This window comes from Deinococcus budaensis (assembly GCF_014201885.1).
Classification (GTDB): Bacteria; Deinococcota; Deinococci; order Deinococcales; family Deinococcaceae; genus Deinococcus; species Deinococcus budaensis.
The window spans coordinates 51544-68679 of record NZ_JACHFN010000011.1 but is presented as its reverse complement, the minus strand read 5'-3'; the positions used below and the strand labels follow the sequence as shown (position 1 = coordinate 68679).

At 71.8% G+C, this 17136-nt stretch carries 16 protein-coding genes and 2 riboswitches; of the genes, 8 read left to right on the top strand and 8 right to left on the bottom strand.

The features are described from left to right. Nucleotides 1-87: 87 nt before the first annotated feature. Nucleotides 88-351 carry an acylphosphatase gene (locus HNQ09_RS13825; RefSeq protein WP_184030421.1) on the top strand — a complete coding sequence of 88 codons (264 nt, stop codon included), beginning with the start codon at nucleotides 88-90 and terminating at the stop codon, nucleotides 349-351. A gap of 64 nt (nucleotides 352-415) precedes the next feature. On the opposite strand, the gene HNQ09_RS13820 is transcribed toward HNQ09_RS13825, so the two are convergent. Beyond that, nucleotides 416-1327 (bottom strand): FRG domain-containing protein, encoded by a 912-nt coding sequence (locus HNQ09_RS13820; protein WP_184030418.1) that lies wholly within the window; start codon nucleotides 1325-1327, stop codon nucleotides 416-418. Between the two features lie 152 nt (nucleotides 1328-1479). On the opposite strand from HNQ09_RS13820, the gene HNQ09_RS13815 reads away from it, so the two are divergent. From HNQ09_RS13815 to HNQ09_RS13800, 4 genes are all read left to right on the top strand, one after another. Then, nucleotides 1480-2049 (top strand): hypothetical protein, encoded by a 570-nt coding sequence (locus HNQ09_RS13815; RefSeq protein ID WP_184030416.1) that lies wholly within the window; start codon nucleotides 1480-1482, stop codon nucleotides 2047-2049. Nucleotides 2050-2061: 12 nt separating this feature from the next. Next, nucleotides 2062-2466: a RidA family protein gene (locus tag HNQ09_RS13810; protein WP_184030414.1), complete on the top strand. Its 405-nt coding sequence runs from the start codon at nucleotides 2062-2064 to the stop codon at nucleotides 2464-2466. Between the two features lie 18 nt (nucleotides 2467-2484). Further along, nucleotides 2485-2572: riboswitch (ZMP/ZTP riboswitch) on the top strand. A gap of 57 nt (nucleotides 2573-2629) precedes the next feature. Continuing rightward, the gene (gene purH / locus HNQ09_RS13805; protein WP_221269841.1) at nucleotides 2630-4177 is read left to right on the top strand and encodes a bifunctional phosphoribosylaminoimidazolecarboxamide formyltransferase/IMP cyclohydrolase; all 1548 of its coding nucleotides are present in this window, start codon (nucleotides 2630-2632) and stop codon (nucleotides 4175-4177) included. Between the two features lies 1 nt (nucleotide 4178). Then, a complete protein-coding gene (locus HNQ09_RS13800; protein ID WP_184030413.1) occupies nucleotides 4179-5072 on the top strand; it encodes a bifunctional 5,10-methylenetetrahydrofolate dehydrogenase/5,10-methenyltetrahydrofolate cyclohydrolase in 894 nt (297 codons plus the stop codon). Nucleotides 5073-5143: 71 nt separating this feature from the next. On the opposite strand, the gene HNQ09_RS13795 is transcribed toward HNQ09_RS13800, so the two are convergent. The 4 genes from HNQ09_RS13795 to HNQ09_RS13780 all read right to left on the bottom strand — a co-directional run bounded on the left by HNQ09_RS13795 (nucleotide 5144) and on the right by HNQ09_RS13780 (nucleotide 10505). Next, nucleotides 5144-6430, bottom strand: coding sequence for a glycosyltransferase (locus tag HNQ09_RS13795; RefSeq protein WP_246363370.1), 1287 nt, complete (start codon nucleotides 6428-6430; stop codon nucleotides 5144-5146). 159 nt (nucleotides 6431-6589) lie between these two features. Next, nucleotides 6590-7867, bottom strand: a complete 1278-nt coding sequence (locus HNQ09_RS13790; protein WP_221269840.1) for a glycosyltransferase — start codon at nucleotides 7865-7867, stop codon at nucleotides 6590-6592. Between the two features lie 284 nt (nucleotides 7868-8151). Further along, a complete protein-coding gene (locus tag HNQ09_RS13785) occupies nucleotides 8152-9162 on the bottom strand; it encodes an alpha/beta fold hydrolase (protein ID WP_184030408.1) in 1011 nt (336 codons plus the stop codon). Further along, complete coding sequence (locus HNQ09_RS13780; RefSeq protein ID WP_184030406.1) at nucleotides 9159-10505, bottom strand: aminotransferase class V-fold PLP-dependent enzyme; 1347 nt, start codon at nucleotides 10503-10505, stop codon at nucleotides 9159-9161. Before HNQ09_RS13780 ends, HNQ09_RS13785 begins: the two co-directional genes overlap by 4 nt. A 144-nt stretch (nucleotides 10506-10649) precedes the next feature. Beyond that, nucleotides 10650-10755, bottom strand: a riboswitch (SAM riboswitch). Between the two features lie 168 nt (nucleotides 10756-10923). Here HNQ09_RS13780 and HNQ09_RS13775 point away from each other — a divergent pair. Together HNQ09_RS13775 and HNQ09_RS13770 are read left to right on the top strand one after the other, a co-directional pair. Next, nucleotides 10924-13020 (top strand): zinc metalloprotease, encoded by a 2097-nt coding sequence (locus HNQ09_RS13775; RefSeq protein WP_184030404.1) that lies wholly within the window; start codon nucleotides 10924-10926, stop codon nucleotides 13018-13020. Between the two features lie 285 nt (nucleotides 13021-13305). Further along, on the top strand, nucleotides 13306-13878 hold the full coding sequence (locus HNQ09_RS13770) for a hypothetical protein (protein ID WP_184030400.1): 573 nt from the start codon (nucleotides 13306-13308) through the stop codon (nucleotides 13876-13878). 104 nt (nucleotides 13879-13982) lie between these two features. Here HNQ09_RS13770 and HNQ09_RS13765 read toward each other — a convergent pair whose 3' ends face one another. The 3 genes from HNQ09_RS13765 to HNQ09_RS18970 form a co-directional block, all read right to left on the bottom strand. Continuing rightward, nucleotides 13983-14402, bottom strand: a complete 420-nt coding sequence (locus tag HNQ09_RS13765) for a Fur family transcriptional regulator (protein ID WP_184030396.1) — start codon at nucleotides 14400-14402, stop codon at nucleotides 13983-13985. 84 nt (nucleotides 14403-14486) lie between these two features. Further along, a complete protein-coding gene (locus tag HNQ09_RS13760) occupies nucleotides 14487-15218 on the bottom strand; it encodes a hypothetical protein (protein ID WP_184030393.1) in 732 nt (243 codons plus the stop codon). Beyond that, nucleotides 15215-16339 carry a phage holin family protein gene (locus HNQ09_RS18970; protein ID WP_246363369.1) on the bottom strand — a complete coding sequence of 375 codons (1125 nt, stop codon included), beginning with the start codon at nucleotides 16337-16339 and terminating at the stop codon, nucleotides 15215-15217. Before HNQ09_RS18970 ends, HNQ09_RS13760 begins: the two co-directional genes overlap by 4 nt. 67 nt (nucleotides 16340-16406) lie before the next feature. On the opposite strand from HNQ09_RS18970, the gene HNQ09_RS13750 reads away from it, so the two are divergent. Next, entirely contained in the window at nucleotides 16407-17120 is a 714-nt protein-coding gene (locus HNQ09_RS13750) for a class I SAM-dependent methyltransferase (protein WP_246363368.1), read from the top strand. Nucleotides 17121-17136: the final 16 nt, after the last annotated feature.

The following is a 17136-nucleotide window of genomic DNA, read 5'->3' as shown; positions in this document are numbered from 1 at the left end:
GGTGAGGCCCTCTCCCCGATCCCTCACCCCGGCGTCAGGAACGCCGCTTCCGGTTGCGCGCCTGCCTGCTCCGCTACCATGCCCCCCATGCGCCTGACCGCTCTCGTTTCCGGCACCGTGCAGGGGGTCGGCTACCGCCGCTACGTGCAGAGATACGCCCGCGACCTGGGCCTGAGTGGCAGCGCCGAGAACATGCTCGACGGCCGGGTGGAGGTCGTGGCCGAGGGGCCGGAAGAAGCCCTGGCCCGGTTGCTGCACTGGCTGCGGCGCGGCCCGCCCCACGCCCGCGTGGACGACGTGCAGACCCAGTACAGCGAGGCGACCGGGCTGGAGGGGTTCCACATGTACTGAGGGGCGCGGCCGTTAACAGGCGGCCGACTCCCTCAGACTGGCCCCCTCAGGCCCCCTGCCTCCTTCACGAGCGGCGCTCCAGCGCGTCTCTCTGCTCTTCCAGGGAGTCCCGCGCTCCCTCGGGCGTGCCCCCGCGCACCCGGTAGTAGCGCCGCAGCGACTGGCTGAGGCCCCCCAGGCCGGGAAAGAGGGTCCGCTCGGTGATGTTGGACTGGTCGAGCTTGTCGCGGATCTCCCACTTCAGCCCGGCGGGGAGGGTCACCTTGCGGGCGCTGCCGGGCTGTCCGGCCAGCCAGTCGTCGAGCGCCGCGTCGGGGTTGGACAGCAGCGAGAAGAGGGCCGCCTGCTGCACGATCCGCTCGTCCAGCGAGGGCGGTTCGAGAAAGAGCAAGAAAGGCTGCTTCGTCTCGCGCTCCAGGTCCTCGAGCCAGCCCAGGTCGAAGGTGGCGGGGTCAGGCAGGGGTGAGCCGTCCTCGGCGGCGCTCTGGCGCCCGCGCGAGTAGGCGGTCAGCAGGTCCACCGTGAAGATGTCGGCGCCCTCCGCCTCCAGCAGGCTGCGCAGCGGGGCCGGCAGGGCCGCGTTGGTGCGGGTGAAGTCGGTCATCCAGATCACGCCGTCCTCGCCGTACAGCTCCTCTTCGGCGGTGGCGAAGTGCATCGCCACCAGCGGCGAGGAGGTCCAGTCGAGCAGCCGGGTCGGCAATCCGTGGTGCTGCCCTACCGCCAGCCAGTACCACGGCAGGTCGCGGTCGACGCCGCTGCGGTGGGCGTACTTGCGAAAGTTCCGCACCAGATGCCGCTCGGTCGCCCGGGTGTCGCCCCCCTGGCGCTGCAGCGAGGTCGTCAGCTTGGCCCCCGCCTGCCCCTGCCCCCGGAAGACGAAGGGCGCCCGGAAACGCCGCAGCTGCGGGTTCCAGGTGTCCGCGTACAGCACCTCGTGCAGTTCGGCCCACGACCCGACCCTGATCTCGTCCATGCCTTCAGGGTAGGGGCGAGCGGCCCGCCGGGCCGGAAGACTAAAAAAAGCCTGATGGCTCAGCTGGGCACACGGGCTGGGGCGGCGGGGCGCGTCCCCGGCTAAAGGCTCGCCCAAGGCCGCGCTGCACCCTCCCCGCTTAAGGTGACCCCATGAGCCTCAAGGACAAGTTCACGCCTGACGAGTGGTTCCAGATCATGACCGGCCCCGGCCGGGTCGGCGCCGCGGTGGTGGCGGCCAGCCCCAGCGGCCTGACCGGGCTGGTCGCGGAGGCGCAGGCCATCGCGGGAGCCATCCGCGACCAGATGGCGGCCGCCGGCCGCACGCCGCTGCTCGAAGCGATGGCCGCCGACCTGATGGGCACGCCCCCCAGCGCCCAGGACCGCCCCCAGGAGGAACGCGCCCGCACCATGGACGAGGCCCGCGCCCGCAGCGTCGAGGCCGTGCGGCAGGTCGTGTGGCTGGTGGGCAGCAAGGCCGGCCCCGAGGACCTCGCGGCCTACCGCCGCCTGCTGCTGACCGTGGCCGAGCGCACCGCCCAGGCCGCCAAGGAGGGCGGCTTCCTGGGCATCGGCGGCGAGCAGGTCAGCGACAAGGAGCGCGCCGTGCTGGAGGAACTGCGGTCGGTGATCGGCAGCGATTCCGAAGCGGGCGCCCTCACCCTCACGCACGAGACGCCCCCCGGCGCCGGGAACCCGGACGGCTCGGGCAACAGCAACTGAAGGCCGGGAAGGATGAGCGATTCTCCCCAGATCCGCCTCGTCAACGTTCCTGCCCTGGGCCACGCGCCGGGGTATTCCCACCTCGCGGAAGTCCGGGGAGGGCGCACCCTCTACCTGTCCGGGCAGATCGCCCTGGACGCCCAGGGGGAGGTCGTCGGGGCGGGCGATTTCGCGGCGCAGGCCCGGCAGGTGTTCCGAAACATCGAGCTGGCCCTGGCGGAGGTCGGCTGCACCTTTGACCACGTCGTCAAGCTGACCTTTTTTCTGACCGACTTCGCGCACCTGCCCGAGATGCGCGCCGTCCGGGACGAGTTCGTGAAGGTGGCCGCTCCTCCGGCGAGCAGCGCAGTGCAGGTCGCGGCCCTGGTGCGCCCCGAGCTGCTGATCGAGGTCGAGGCGGTGGCCGCCGCTCCCTGAACCTGTATCCTGACTTCTGCGGCGGGGGGCGACTGGCGCTGAACGTGGGCCACCACGGGGAAGCTTCCCGCATTTCAAGACTGGATCGCGCGCCTGGGTCGGACGCCCCTGCCACCGTGGCTGGGGGCGTCCGCTTCTTCTGAAAGGGCAGGAGGCGGCAGGCATGACGCAGCAAGAGGCAGGAGTGAGCAGGCGGGCGCTGATCTCGGTCAGCGACAAGACGGGCATCGAGGCTTTTGCGCGGGACCTCGCGGCGCGCGGCTGGGAGCTTCTCAGCACGGGCGGCACACTGGCCGCTCTGCGCGCGGCGGGCATTCCGGCGACGGCGGTAAGCGACGTGACCGGCTTTCCCGAGATTCTGGACGGGCGGGTCAAGACCCTGCACCCGGCGGTCCACGGCGGCATCCTGGCGCGGCGCGAGGAGGGCCACCTGGCCGAACTCGCCGCGCATGGGCTGGGCACCATCGATCTGGTGTGCGTGAACCTCTACCCCTTCCGCGAGACGGTGGCGCGCGGGGCCACCCTGGAAGAAGCGGTGGAGAACATCGACATCGGCGGCCCGGCGATGATCCGCGCCGCCGCCAAGAACCACGCGGGCGTGCTGGTGCTCGTGGACCCCGCCGACTACCCGCTGGCGCTGGAGGGCGAGGTGTCCCCCGCCGAGCGCCGCCGCCTCGCGGCCAAGGCCTACCGCCACACCAGCGCCTACGACGCGGCGATCAGCGCCTACCTGGAGGGCGGGGCGGGAGGGAGCGCGCTGCCCGCCGCCCTGACCCTCCCGCTGTCCCGCGTGGCCGAGGTGCGCTACGGCGAGAACCCGCACCAGCCGGGCGCGGTGTACCGCCTGGGCGCGGAGCGCGGGCCGGTGCTGGACGCCCGGGTGGTCGCCGGAAAGCCCATGAGCTTCAACAACTACGCCGACGCGGACGCGGCCTGGGCGCTGGCGCAGGAGCTGGCCGGGCAGGAACAGGGCGCGGTGTGCGTGGCCGTCAAGCACGCCAACCCCTGCGGCGTGGCGGTGGCGGACACAGTGGCGGCGGCCTGGGAGCGGGCGCGCGACGCCGACTCCCTCAGCGTGTTCGGCGGCGTGGTCGCGGTGACGCGCCCGGTGGACCTGGAGGCAGCCCAGGCGACGCGCGGCACCTTTCTGGAGGTGCTGATCGCGCCCGAGGTGACCCCCGAAGCCGCCGCGTGGTTCGCCGCGAAAAAGCCCGACCTGCGGGTGCTCGTCGCCGCCGCAGGTGCGCGGCCCGGCACGCTCGACCTGCGGCCCCTCGCGGGGGGGTTCGCCGCGCAGCGCCGCGACACCCGCACCTGGGCCGACCTCTGCCCCGAGGGGGTGACCTCCCGGCAGCCCACCGAGGCCGAATGGGCCGACCTGCGCTTTGCCTGGGCGGTCGTCAAGCACGCGCGCAGCAACGCGGTCGTGCTGGCCCGCGCGGGCGTCACGGTCGGCGTGGGCGCGGGGGCGGTCAGCCGCATCTGGGCCGCCGAGCGCTCGGTGGCGAACGCGGGCGAGCGGGCACACGGGGCCGTGCTCGCCTCCGAGGCCTTTTTCCCCTTCGACGACGTGGTGCGGCTCGCGGCGGGCGCGGGCGTGACGGCGGTGCTTCAACCCGGCGGCGCCAAACGCGACCCCGAGGTGATCGCGGCGGCGGACGAACTCGGCCTGAGCATGGTCTTCACCGGCTCGCGGCACTTCCGGCACTGAGATGGCGGCCCAGGAGGGGAGACGGGAAGAGGACCGGGCCGCCCCGCGCGAGCTGCTCGGCAAACCGCTCGCGGCGGAGGTCACGCGAGGGGTGCGGGCGGCGCTGAAGGGGTGGGACTTCGCGCCCCATCTGGTCAGCGTGCTCGCCTCGGACGACGAAGCCTCCCGCGTCTACGTTCACAGCAAGGCGCGCCAGGCCGAGCGGCTGGGCGTGCGCTTCAGCGTGCGCGACCTGGGGCCGAAGGCCACCCAGCAGGCGCTGCACGCGGCCTTGCGCGACCTGTCGGAAGACCCCGGCGTTCACGGCACCGTGCTGGAACTGCCGCTCGCGCCGGGCCTGGACGCCGACGCCGCGCTGCTGTGCGTGGCGCCCCGCAAGGACGTGGAGGGCCTGACGCCCGCCAACCTGGCTTTGATCGCGGCGGGCCGGGAGGCCGAGGCGCTGTTGCCCCCCACGCCCCGCAGCGTGCGCTTTTTGCTGCGGCAGGTGCTGGGCGACGACCTGCGCGGCGTGCGGGTGGCCGTGATCGGGCCGGGGCGCACGGTGGGGCGGCCCCTGACCTTCATGCTGAACAACCGGGGCGTGACCGTGACGCTCTGCAACGAGCACACCCGTGACCTCGCCGGGGTGCTGGCCCCCCAGGACGCGGTGGTCGTGGCCGTGGGCCACCCGGGCCTGTTGGGACCTGAGCACGTCCACGCCCGCCACGTCGTGATCGACGCGGGCATCAACGTCCCGGAGGGAGGCGAGGGCGTTGTGGGAGACGCGCTGCCCGGTCTTCCCGTCCACGCGCAGACGCCGGTACCGGGCGGCGTCGGCCCCCTCACCAGCGCCCTGATGTACCAGAATCTGGTCCGGGCGGTGCGGCTCCAGCGCGGCGAGGCGGTGGAATAGGCGGTGGGGCGCAGCGGCAAAGCGGCACCAGGCCTCTTCCCGGTGCCGCTCCTGCTTTCGGTGCCTGTGGCTCAGTCGCCCGACGTGCCCGACATGTACTGCGCTTCGGGCCGGGGGGGGGGCGGCAGGGGCACTTCGGGGGCCAGGGGACTTCCCCCCTCGGCGTGGCGGGCGGACTTGTCCCAGGTGCGGCGACCGCTGAAGTGGTTTTTGAAGGCGAGCGGCAGGCTCAGGAACAGCGCGAAGCCGTACACCGGAAAACTGGCGGCGGTGAACAGCACCCGGCCCAGGCTCATGCGGTTTTCGAGCTGGTAGCGCACCAGCCAGTTGAGCTGTAGCCCAGCGTTCAGCAGGCTGAGGCCCAGGCCGACTGCCGGTTCCAGCAGCAGGCCGTGCGTTCCGGTCGCCCAGCGCAGCGGCTGGGTCAGCAGCGTCAGCACCAGCACCACGTTCAGCCAGGGGCTGAGGATGAAGTAGCTGAAATCCAGCCGCGCCAGCAGCGGCACGCGGGTGGTCCACAGCCGCCCCAGGTACGGCAGGCATTGCAGGGTGCCCTGGGTCCAGCGGGCGCGCTGGCGCGAGAAGCGCCGCAGGTCGGGCAGGCCCTGCTGGGTAACCGCGCGTTCCAAAAAGGCGAGGCGGTGCCCCGGCTGCGCCAGCCGGATTTCCAGGCCGCTGGCGAAGTCCTCCAGCAACACGTCGGGCCAGGGGTCCACGCCCCGCCCCAGCTGCTCGGCCACGTAGCTGGCCCGCATGAACTGCCCGTTGCCGCACAGCGCGGCGGTGTGCCAGCGCGAGCGCAGCCCCTGAAGGTGGCGGGTGATGAAGAATTCCACGTCCTGCTGCTGCTCCAGCATCCGCCCGATCACGTTGCCCGGCCGCAGGCGACCGACCGACTGGCGAATCCGCACCCGGGCCTGCGCGCCCATCACCTGCGGGTCGCCCAGGGCATGCCGGGCTTCGTCGAGCAATTCCGGCCCGATGCGCCCGTCGGCGTCGATCACCGCGAAGACCTCGCGCCGCAGGTCGGCTCCCCCGGCGCGCAGGTCCCGCAGCAGCCGGGTGACCGCCCAGTTCAGCGCCCGGCCCTTGCCCTGGCGGGCGTCCGGAAAGCGGCGGCGCAGCAGCAGCACGCCGGGGTCCGAGGCGGCCAGCGCCTGCACCTGCGCCGCCGTCTCGTCGTCGCTGCCGTCGTCGATCACGGCCACCCGGCCATCCGGCGAGACGAGGCGCAGGTTTCGCACCGTCGCCGCGATCACCTGCGCCTCGTTGAGCGCCGGAATCAGAAAGGTAAAGCGCACGTCCGGGTCGGCGGCGTGCGGGCGGCGGGGCCGGGGCAGCAGCGCTGCCAGCAGCATCTGAAGGCTGTAAAAGCACAAGAGAGCGAGACCAAGTGCGTCCAGTACGGTGAAAAAGTTCGTCAAGGCTTACCTCGGCAGGCGGGATGTGCCCGCTTCTGGGCCTCACTATGGCGCCTGGGATGCGGCGCGGCCACCCCGCCCGGTGCCGTGCCCGCGTCAGGCCTCGGCATGGCGCAGGGTCTTGGCCCAGCTGTGCTGGCCGCGCAGGAAGTTGTGAAAGGCCAGCGGCACGCTCAGCATCATGATCAGCATATACACCGGCATCCCCACGGCGGCAAAGGCCGCCCGGCGGGGCGTCAGGCCGTTCTCGCGGCTGTAGAGCAGCACCCAGGCCAGCGGCAGGCAGAGGTTGAGCGCCAGCAGCGTCAGCGTGAGCGCCCAGTTCACCTCGCCTGCCAGCAGCCGCTGCACGGCCCGCGCCGGGTAATACAGCCCCAGCGCCAGCGTGACGAGGTTCAGCCACGGCTGCGCCAGAAAGTAGGTGAGGTCCAGCCGCGCCCCCAGCCGCATCGGCGCGCGCCAGACCCGGCCCAGCGCGGGCGCGCATTGCAGGTTGCCGTGCGTCCAGCGCGCCCGCTGGCGCAGAAAGCGCCGCAGGTCGGTGAGGCCCTGCTGGCTGACCCCCGATTCCAGAAACACCAGGCGGTGCCGGGGGCTGGACAGCCGTACCTCCAGCCCGCTGGCGAAGTCCTCCAGCAGCACCGGGGGCCAGGGGGCGCGCCCGGCGTCCAGCTGCGCGGCGAGGTAACTCAGGCGCATGAACTGCCCGTTGCCTCCCAGCCCGACCGTCTGCACCCGCTGGCGCAGCAGCTGGATATGGCGCACCACGTAGAACTCCAGGTCCTGTTGCAGCAGCAGCAGTTTGCCCAGCAGACCGCGCCACCCGGCCTCCCGCGCCGCGCCCTGCCGCACCCGGATGCGGGCCTGCGCGGCGATCACGTCGGGGTCGGCAAAGGCCCGCCGCGCCTCGGCCAGCAGGCCGGGGTCGAGCCGCCCGTCCGCGTCGAAGACGACCAGCACCTGCTCGTCCAGCGGCGTGGGCGGCAGCAGCCCGCGCCGCAGCAGCTCCCGCACCCCCCAGTTGAGCGCCTCGCCCTTGCCGCTGCGGGCCTCGGGCAGGCAGCGGCGCAAAAGCAAGACGCCCGGGTCCTGCGCTGCCAGCGCCGCCACCTGCCCCGCCGTGTCGTCGTCGCTGCCGTCGTCGATGACCACCAGCCGGGCACCGGGATCGGCCGCCCGCAGGTTGTGCAGGGTCGCCGCGATCACCTGCGCCTCGTTCAGCGCCGGAATCAGGAAGGTCAGGGCCAGCGGCGCCTCCCGCTCGGCGGGCCGTCCGGGCCGCGCCAGCAGCGCGCACAGCGAGTACCCAAGATAAAGAGCCAGCAGCAGCAGCCCGGCTCCTTCGATCAGTTGAAAGAACATGGACACGGTCATCAGGCTGGCTCCAGGCGAACAGGCATGGACGGAAGGCAGGCGGGGGGCGGAGTGCCGCCAGCATTCCCCTGAAGCGTGGAGGAGCCGTGTGAGAACCTTGAAGACAGCTTCAGCCAGACCGCGAGACTCGCTCACGGGGAGGCGAGGGACTTGCCGGGCGGACACCCCTGCGCCGCCGCCGCACGTTGCCAAGAAAGGTGCCAAGAAAGCACGTTGCCAAGAAAGGTGCCAAGAAAAAGGCCGTGGAGCGGCTCCAGCTCACCCCACAGCCTGCCCCGCCCGCTTCAGGGATGCAGAAATCCGTCCACCCACTCCGGCAGCGCCTGCGAATCGATCAGGAAGGCGTCGTGGCCGTGGACGCTCTCCAACTCGCGGTACTGTCCCCGGGGCAGCAGGGCGGCGTAAGCCCCGACCTCGCTGGCCGGATACAGCACGTCGCTGGAGATGCCCACCACCAGCACCGGCACCCGGATGCCGCGCAGTTCGGCGTCGCCCGGCTGAAAGCGGTCCATCGCGGCGGTCAGCGCCAGGTAGGAGCGCTCGCAGAAGCGGGAGGCCAGCTTCTCGCCCTGGTGCTCCAGGTAGGTCGTGATGGCAGGCACGCCGGGCCGCCGGGCGCCCCAGCCGGGCTGGGTCCGCGCGAAGCTCTCGGGGCTGCGGTAGCTGAGCATGGCGAGCTGCCGGGCGACCTTGAGGCCCTCGCCGCCGGGCGCCGCGCGGATCGCGCTGCGCGCCGCCGTGTTCAGCCCGATGGCCCAGGGCGAGTGGCGGGCCGGGGCGCCGACGATCACCGCCCGGTCCACCAGATCGGGGCACTCCAGCAGCCAGGCGTAGGCCAGCATTCCGCCCATGCTGGCGCCCACGACCGTCACCCGCCGCACGCCGAGCTGCTCCAGCAGCGCCCGGCCCACCCGCGCGAGGTCGGGCAGGGTCAGGGGCGCGTCCTCGCCGTTCAGTTGCGGCAGCTCCGCCGGGCCGCTGCTGCCCGCGCAGCCGCCCAGCACGTTCGCGCAGACGATAAAGTCGCGCGCGGGATCGAACGGGCGCCCCTCGCCCAGGAAGTCCGGCCACCACTCGTGCAGGGCGCTGGTTCCCGTCAGCGCGTGCAGCACCAGCACCGCGTGCTCCTGCGGCGTGCCGTAGGTGTGGTAGGCCACCCGCAGGTCCGTGACGGCCTGCCCGCCGTCCAGCAGCAGGGGCGAGTCGCGGAAGAGGCGCGCGGTCTGGGGCTGGGGCCACCCCTGCGTCTGTGGGGGCAGGGGCGCCGGGGCGGGCCGGGCCGTCACGGCGGTCACGCCCCCTCCGCGCCCACCAGGGCCGTCGCCAGCGCCTGCGCGAAGTCTTCCTTCAGGTCCCCGATATGCTCGATCCCCACCGAGACCCGCACCAGCCCCGGCGTCACGCCCGCCGCCGCCTGCGTCAGCTCGTCGAGCTGCGAGTGGGTGGTGCTCGCCGGGTGAATCACCAGCGTGCGGGTGTCGCCCACGTTGGCGACGTGCTGCGCCAGCCGCACCGAGCGGATGAAGGCCTCGCCCGCCGCCCGGCCGCCCCGCAGCTCGAAGGTCAGCACCGCGCCCGCCCCGCGCGGCAGGTACGTCTGCGCCCGGTCGTAGTGCGGGTGGTTGGAGAGGCCGGGGTAGGTCACCCGCGAGACGTCGGGGTGGGCGCTGAGCCACGAGGCCAGGCTCAAAGCATTTTGCGCGTGCCGCTCGCCGCGCAGCGAGAGGGTCTCCAGCCCTTGCAGGAACTGCCACGCCTGCTGCGGCGCCAGCGTCGGCCCCAGGTCGCGCAGCCCCTCGGTGCGGGCGCGGGTGACAAAGGCGACGTTGGGCAGCCCCAGCGCGTTGCCCTGGCCGAACGCCTCCCAGAAGTTCAGGCCGTGGTAGCTCGGGCTGGGTTCGGTGAACAGGGGATAGCGCCCGTTGCCCCAGTCAAAGGCGCCGCCGTCCACGATGATCCCGCCGATGCCGTTGCCGTGCCCGCCGATCCACTTGCTCGCGGAGTGCAGCACCACGTCCGCGCCGTGCTTCAGCGGCTGGCAGTAGTACCCGCCCGCCCCGAAGGTGTTGTCCACGAAGACCGCGACCCCGCGCGCGTGCGCGGCCGCCGCGATGGCCCCGAAATCGGGGATGTTCAGCGCCGGGTTGCCGATGGTCTCCAGGTAGACCGCGCGGGTGCGGTCGTCGATCAGGGCCGCGAACTCCTCCGGGCGCTCGTCCTTGCTGGTGAAGCGCACCTCGATTCCCAGCCGCCGCAGGGTCACCCGGAACTGGTTGACCGTGCCGCCGTACAGGTTGGGCGTCGAGACGATGTTGTCTCCGGCCTGCGCCACGTTGGTGATCGCCAGAAACTGCGCCGCGTGCCCGCTCGCCACTGCCAGCGCGCCCACGCCGCCCTCCAGCGCCGCCACCCGCTCCTCCAGCACGGCGGTCGTGGGGTTCTGGATCCGGCTGTAGATGTTCCCGAACGCCCGCAGCCCGAACAGGTCGGCGGCGTGCTCGGGGGACTCGAACACGTAGGAGTTCGTCGCGTAGATGGGCACGGCCTGCGCGCCCGTCGCGGGGTCGGGGCGCTGCCCGGCGTGAACCTGAAGGGTGTCGAAGTGGAACGGTTGGGGCAGGTGCTGGTGGTCGGCCACAGGAAGGCCCTCCTCACAGGAAAAAAAAGTTCGTCTGGCCTGTGGGGACGCGCCTGAAAAAAAAGCGGCGCCCCCTCTCGGAATGTCGAGAAGGGGCGGGGCTGTACCGTCCGCGTGACCTTCCCTGATCGGTCCCGTGCGCGGCGGTCATCGTTGACACCGCGCCGGGCTGGCCTTGGCACCGTGACGCGATGGGGTCCGGTTGCCGCGCCGTCAACGAGCCAGGTCTCTCGGGCGCTCTGGATATGGGTGCGCTCCACGCGGGAGCTGGGAAAGAGCGTAGCGCGGCGCCCCGGAAGGGGTCAAGCCGGGGTGTGGCCCGGCGCCGCTCCTCACGCGCGGCACACCTGCCCCTCCCGAAGCCTTACACTTTTCTGACAAGACACCCCAACCGGGTTTGCGCGACCCAGGAGGCAGCATGAAGCCACGCACCACCGCCGCCACCGCACTCCTCAGCCTTTCCCTTCTGGCGGCCTGTGGAGGGGGTCCCGCGCCGCACACCCCGCCGGGCGGCACCCCGACGGAGTTCGGGCGCCTGTCGGCCCTCAAGCCCGGCGAGCAGGACACCATCCGCGCGGCGCTGAAGGTCAACGTGGTCTTCGTGGGCTACCGCCAGACCTCGCCGGGGCAAGTCGCCACGGCGCGCGACGTGAACACCCGCGACTTCAGCGAGATTCTGCCGAAGTCATACGACACCATCGCGCGGATTCCCAGCGCCTACGGCTCCAAGGAGTTCACCGGCAACGCCTTTGACTATCAATACAACTACGTCTTCGCCGACCAGGCGTTCGAGGACGACTTTTTCAGGTTCATCGGGTCGAACGGGACGGAAAAGCCGCTCACCGTCTTCCAGAAGTACTTCAACTGCCAGTACAAGACGGTCAAGGATCCCGAAACCGGCAAGGACGTGCAGGTCCCCGACGATGCCTGCACCACGCCCTCGCCCCTGATCGACCGTCCGATCACGGGGAACTACGAGATTGACGGCAACCTCACCGAGAACTGGCTGGCCGACAACGTGGCGCGGGTGGGGGTCAAGCCCGGCGAGTACACGGTCTATCTGGTGAACTGGTACGGACGCCCGGACTTCAAATTCCATTCGTACACCCGGGCCGGGGCGACCGATACCGATGTCCTTCCCACAGACCCCGATTTCGTGAAGTTCGGAGACCGCGCCAGCCGCCGCCTGATCGCCTGGGGCGGCAGCGTCCGGGCGAGTGCGCCCGCGCAGCGCGTGTGGTTCTACGACCTCTCGGCCAACCCCGACCCCTGGACGGACGCCTGGGACGTGACCTACCCGGACCTCAACGGCGACGGCATCGAGGACTACCGCATGCCGCCCATCTGGCAGTACGGTACCCGCCGGGCCAGCAACGGCGTGTACCGCAAGGTCAGCCCCGACCTCGCGCGGGTGGTGCGCTACACGGCGCTGAACTTCCTGTTCACGCCCAGCCCGATCTACCGGGTGGCCCTGACGCCGCCCCGGATGCCCGAGGAGATCGAACTTAGCGTCCATGTCGAGCAGGGTGAGGGGGCCGCCGACCCCACCAAGCTCCTGAACGTTGGTCTGATGCAGGAGCGCGTCTCGGTCCTCCAGCCGTTCGCCAAGTTCAGCACCACCGTCAAGCAGACGGCCCTCGACGGCGACCTCGCCGACGTGTACAAGTGCTTTTTCCCGGTGGAACTGGACGACATCTGCTCGCCCAACTTCGCGGACTTCAGCGGCGAGCGCCTGTTTCAGTACAGCCTCAACGAGCTGCGCGAGGAGTACAAGTCGGCGGCGGCGAACAAGTACCTGCTGCCGATCTACGCCTTCAACGACAACGAGAACACCCAGCCGGGCCTGCTGGGCATCGCCTATGACGACGGCGAGACCGGCACCCAGAGCTTCGTGTACTCTTTCCTGACGCCCGACCTGATCGACTTCGGGTACGGCTTTACCGACACCACCGTCCACGAGATCGGCCACCACCTCAGCCTCTCGCACCCGCACGACGGCTACGACAGCGAGCAGGACATCTCCTACGGGCCGGACGGCCAGTTCTACTTCACGAATACGGGCGACCAGAGCGCCACGATCATGTCGTACAACGACCTGTCGCGCGGCTTCGGGCAGTTCAACCTCGACAGCCAGTACCGCTACCTGACGGCCGCGTACCTCAACAACGCCAACGCGATCCTGGAACTGACCCGCCGCGCGGGTAAGGCCGGTGGCGTCTCGGCCGCCGCCCAGAGCGCCGACAGCCTGTTCGTGCAGGCTAAGGCGAGGTACAGCGCGCTCGACTACCTGGAAGCCGCCCGGCTGGGGCACCAGGGCTACCGTGCGGTCCTCGACGCGGCCCTCGCGGCGGGCGTCGAGGTGCAGCCCTACAAGTGGTACGAGCGCCTGGGCACCCTGTCGACCCAGACGGCGGGCCAGAAGCCGCGCGTCAGCCGTGACCACCTCGCCAAACCCGGCGCCTGGATCATGCCCGAGGAGACGGCCCGGCAGCGGCGCCTGCGCACGGCTCCCTGAGCCAGGACACGGGCAGCGGGGGAGCGGCGCGCTGTGGCAGCTCCTCCGCCCATAGCGTGTTTGACAGAAGACCCATCACCCTGACCTGCCAAGCTGCGGCGCAGGGTGAAGCAGGGGGCGTCCTCCACGACGTGTTGAGGGGGTTCGCTTGCGCTCGGCGTGACCATGGCCCTGTCCAATGTGGGAGGGGCCGCCGCCGTCTGCTCCCTCTCTTTCGCCCCCTTCAAGCGCAACCTTCTGCGAGGCGTGTCAGCCTGTTGTCACCCTGGCCCGGTACGCTGGGTCATGACCCGCGCCCTGCTGCTCGCCTGCCTGACCCTCGGCCTGGCAGGCGCGGCCTCCTCCCCCCGCATGAGCGACCCGCCCCGGCCCCCGCTGTCCCGTCCCTCTGCCCACACGCCCGCCCAGCTCGGGCAGGCCCGGCCAACCCTGGACCTGCTGGTCACGCTGCGGCTGCTGGCCGACCTGCTGGAGCGCGGCACGTTTGCCCCCGCCACCGGCGCCCGGGCCGAACTCCGGGAGATGCTGGGCGACCTGGCTGCCCGGCCGACGCTGGGGCCGCTGGCGGCGGGGCGCGCGCTCGAGGGGGTGCGCGCGGCCCTGACCGTCTCGCAGCGCGGGATGCTCGACCGGGCCAGGACGAGCCTGGAAGAGCGGGCTGACCTGCTGCTGGCCCGCGCCCGCTTCGCTGCCCCGGACGGTCCCCCCAACCACGCCCTGAACCGCTACGGGTTCATGGTGCCCGGCGGTCTGGCCCTGGCCCGCCGCGTCGCCGCCGCGCCCGACCTCAACCCCTACGCGGAGGCGGGCGTCAATGCCCAGCTGCTGCGCCGTCTGCTGGCGAAGCTGACCCCTTGACCTGGGCGGGGAGCCTCCTTGAGTTCGGGGGCGGAGGGGTGGTGCTGTCTGACGGCCTGACCGTCTCGGGGGCCTCGCCGTCCTGAGCGCGAGGCGGGGGGCAGTCAACCTTCCCTGCGGCCTTCGCCCTGACCGGAAGCCTGCGGCGCCGCGCACGCCGGACAGCGGCCGTAGAGCGTGACCTCGTGCGCTTCCACGATGAAGCCGCCCGGGTACACCGTGCCGCGCGGCAGGGCGACCGGGCAGGTGTGCAGCGTGAAGACCCGTCCGCACGCCGTACACGAGAAATGGTGGTGGTGACCGCGTCCGCTGGGTTCATACCGCGTCTCGCCGTCAAGGGTCACCGGGTGAATGCGCCCCTGTTCGGTCAGCAGCTTGAGGGTGCGGTACACGGTCGCCACCCCCAGCCCCGGCAGGTCACTTTGCGCGCGCGTCAGCACGTCGCCCACCGCCAGAGGCCCCTCGGCGCCGTCGAGGACGCGGGCGATCACGTCGCGCTGGCGGGTGCTGCGGGTGGCCGTCATGGGGGCAGGCTAGCAGACTTGATTTGCCCGTATCAAAAAACAGCCCACCTTTGCGGGCAGGCTGTGAACAGGGGTGGAAGCCGGTCAGCGCAGGTTAGGATTGACCTTTTCCTGGGGGGCGATGGGCGTGCCCTGGGCCTTGGCCTCCACCGTGCTGGGGCGCGTGGGCAGCTCGCCGGGGTGGCTGGGCGCGGCGGTATCACGGCTCTGCTCGCCGTAGCCCTGAATCTGGCCTGCCTGGGCGCCTGCCGTAGAGGCTGGGGGGCTGGCCGGGGTGCCGGCCGTCTGGGCTGCGCCGCCCTCCGGACGTTTGAGGAAGCTGGCCGCGCCCCCCCCGCCGCTGGGGGCCGGGCGGCGGGCGGCGGGCGACTGGGGTCTGGCTGCGCCGCCCTGGGGCGCTCCGGACTGCCCAGGCTGCTGGCCCGCGCGGTCGAGCATGTTGTTGGCGATCTCCTCGAGTTTGGGCGTCAGCACCTTGTCGTTGAGGGCCTTGAAGGCCAGGGTTCCCAGGGTGGCGACCAGGGCGCCGCCCACGCCTCCGCCCTTTTGCTTTTGCTGCGCCTTCATCAGCGCCTTCTGCTGCTTGACCGGGCTGGTCGCGTCCACGTAGATCTTCTTGCTGCGCCGGAACTGCCGCCCCACGACCACGCCCAGCAGCGCGCCGACGGCCGAGGCGCCGCCCAGCATCTTGAGGGGGTCTTTTTGCAGTTGCACCTGAAGGCTGGCACGCTCGGTGAGGGCGTCCACGCTGGCTTTCAGACGGGCGCGGGCCTCCTCGCGTTCGTCGCGGTACTGCCCCTGAGACGGACCGGTCACGACTGGCCCTCCTTTTTCATGTCCTCGCGGAAGGTGGGGGTGGTGCTGACTTCGATGCCGGGCGCGTCCTTGAGGACGACCGGGTGCTGGATGTTGGGGTCGTGCTTCGGGGTGTGCCCGCCGTGGCCGCCCGCGCCCGCGTCGTGGGTCTCGCTGCCGTCGAGCTTCTTGTTCAGGCCGCTGCCGTACACCTGCGGTTCGCCGCTCTCGGTCGCCTCGTAGACGGGGAGCCGCACCTCTCCCGCGTCGGTGCCGCGCAGCTCGGTGCCCTGGGAGACGCCCTCCTGACGAGTCAGGGTGGTCTTGATGCCCGACCCCTGGTCGCTGGCGTTCACGCCCACGCCCCCGGCGGTAAAGCCCGAGGTGCTCTGGCCGGGCCGCACGGTGCCGCGTTCCACGTCGGCGCCCATGCCCACCGAGGCCGCGCTCGCCCGCGTGCCGCTGTAGGCCGGACCCGCGCTGTCGATGTTGGCTGCCGTGTCGGGCGACACCCGCGTGGAGGGCGCCGAATTGCCGGTGGGCGCCGCCGGAACGGTCCCGCGTGCGCCCGTCCCCGTCGTCCCCGCCCCCACGCCGCCTGCCACCGCGCCGCCCGTCACCGGGGTCACCACGACCGCGCTGCCGGTCACCGCGCCGCCCTGGGACGCCGCCGGGCGGGAGGTCGGGGCGGTGCCGGGCGCCGCCGCGTAGGTCACGTCGCTCAGCTTGCGGCGCTGCTCTTCCTGGTACTCGGCCTCCAGCCGCTCGTCTTCGGTCATGGGGCCGCCCCGGCGTCCGCCGCCGGCCGCGTCGTCGCGGGGCACCTCGGCGCCGAGGCGCTTAAGGCCCAGCAGGACCAGGGCGGCCGTCAGGGCAAAGCTCACCAGCGCGATCAAGAGGGCGGCGGCCCAGGCCCCCAGGCCCAGGCGCATCAGGCCGTAGAAGACGGCCAGAATCAAGAAGACCAGCCCCATGATCAGCGGGCCGGTCGCGCCCAGCAGCATCACCGCGCCGATGCCCTTGACCTTGGCGACCCGGCCCACCTGCTGCGCCACCGCGCGGATTTCGGTTTTGGCGAGCGTCACAGCCGCGTCGAACACCTCGACGAGTGCGCCTCCCATGCTCTTGCGTTCTTCTTGCATATGTCCTCCGGCAAAGGGCCATGCCCCGGCAGGGCAGGGGCCAATCCTGCCCAGCATAATGAACCCCATGCTCACCCCGCGCCAGAGCCAAGAAAACCTGAACTCAGCGGGGGGCCTGGCCGGTGACCGGCAGCCGGCGCTCACCCTGGCGCAGCGCAGCAACCTCTGGCCGGTGACGCCGCCCGCTTACCCGGCGTGGCGGGCGCGCTCGCTCTCGCGGCTCTCGGGTCAGGCGTTCGGCCTGGAGCGTGAAGCGCGGCTGTTCCGGACGCTCTGCTCGCCGCAGCCGGGCGAGTTCTGGCTCGACGTGGGCACCAGCACCGGCTTTTACGCGGGGGTCCTCGCGCGGGCAGGCTGCCGGGTCCTGGCCGCCGACCTCAGCGCCCCTATGCTGGCGGCGGCCCGGCGGCGCGAGCGGCAGCCGGGCATCGACTGGTACCTCGCCAACCTGGAGGCCAGCGGCCTGCCCGGCGCGAGCTTCGGCGGCATCACGGTCGGCGCTACCCTCAACGAGACGCGCGACCCGGCCCGCCTGCTGGCCGAACTCGAGCGGCTGCTGCGGCCCGGCGGGCAGCTGTGGCTGATGTACCTGGGGCGCACCGGGGGACCGCTCCAGGCCGCGCTCTCGCAGCCAGCGCTGGGCGGGCTGACCTTTCCCGATCCCGCCTGGGTGGGGCGGCAGCTGCCCGGACTGACCCGCGCCTCGGGGCTGCGGGTGGGCGCGGTGGTGTTCGAGCGTTACCTCAAGCCGGACCCCGGGGCGGGTCTGCCCCTCTGGTAAGCTGGGCCACCTGGTC

Excerpts from the sequence above, each read along its gene's own strand:
- HNQ09_RS13775 (WP_184030404.1), top strand. The coding sequence starts at position 10,924 with ATGAAGCCACGCACCACCGCCGCCACCGCACTCCTCAGCCTTTCCCTT.
- HNQ09_RS13770 (WP_184030400.1), top strand. The coding sequence starts at position 13,306 with ATGACCCGCGCCCTGCTGCTCGCCTGCCTGACCCTCGGCCTGGCAGGC.
- HNQ09_RS13790 (WP_221269840.1), bottom strand. The coding sequence starts at position 7,867 with ATGACCGTGTCCATGTTCTTTCAACTGATCGAAGGAGCCGGGCTGCTG.
- HNQ09_RS18970 (WP_246363369.1), bottom strand. The coding sequence starts at position 16,339 with ATGCAAGAAGAACGCAAGAGCATGGGAGGCGCACTCGTCGAGGTGTTC.
- HNQ09_RS13800 (WP_184030413.1), top strand. The coding sequence starts at position 4,179 with ATGGCGGCCCAGGAGGGGAGACGGGAAGAGGACCGGGCCGCCCCGCGC.
- HNQ09_RS13815 (WP_184030416.1), top strand. The coding sequence starts at position 1,480 with ATGAGCCTCAAGGACAAGTTCACGCCTGACGAGTGGTTCCAGATCATG.
- purH (WP_221269841.1), top strand. The coding sequence starts at position 2,630 with ATGACGCAGCAAGAGGCAGGAGTGAGCAGGCGGGCGCTGATCTCGGTC.
- HNQ09_RS13820 (WP_184030418.1), bottom strand. The coding sequence starts at position 1,327 with ATGGACGAGATCAGGGTCGGGTCGTGGGCCGAACTGCACGAGGTGCTG.
- HNQ09_RS13795 (WP_246363370.1), bottom strand. The coding sequence starts at position 6,430 with ATGCTGCTGGCAGCGCTGCTGCCCCGGCCCCGCCGCCCGCACGCCGCC.
- HNQ09_RS13810 (WP_184030414.1), top strand. The coding sequence starts at position 2,062 with ATGAGCGATTCTCCCCAGATCCGCCTCGTCAACGTTCCTGCCCTGGGC.
- HNQ09_RS13765 (WP_184030396.1), bottom strand. The coding sequence starts at position 14,402 with ATGACGGCCACCCGCAGCACCCGCCAGCGCGACGTGATCGCCCGCGTC.
- HNQ09_RS13825 (WP_184030421.1), top strand. The coding sequence starts at position 88 with ATGCGCCTGACCGCTCTCGTTTCCGGCACCGTGCAGGGGGTCGGCTAC.
- HNQ09_RS13750 (WP_246363368.1), top strand. The coding sequence starts at position 16,407 with ATGCTCACCCCGCGCCAGAGCCAAGAAAACCTGAACTCAGCGGGGGGC.